General features: G+C 55.1%; 1 rRNA gene. It reads left to right on the plus strand.

The features are described from left to right. Window positions 1-243: ribosomal RNA gene (locus BHE89_RS02725) — 23S ribosomal RNA — on the plus strand; the annotation flags it as partial.

Genomic DNA, 243 nt, shown 5'->3' on the forward strand with positions numbered 1-243 from the left:
GGGGCAGGGTGAGTCGACCCCTAAGGCGAGGCTGAAAAGCGTAGTCGATGGGGAAACGGGTTAATATTCCCGTACTGGTGGTAACTGCGATGGGGGGAACGGAGAAGGCTAGGTTGTCCGGGCGACGGTCGTCCCGGTTCAAGCATGTAGGCAGAGTGATTAGGCAAATCCGGTCACTTAATGCTGAGGTGTGATGACGAACCACTAAGGTGGTGAAGCAATTGATGCCCTGCTTCCAGGAAA

The sequence above is a fragment of the Shigella sp. FC1967 genome (assembly GCF_001743005.1).
Taxonomy (GTDB): domain Bacteria; phylum Pseudomonadota; class Gammaproteobacteria; order Enterobacterales; family Enterobacteriaceae; genus Proteus.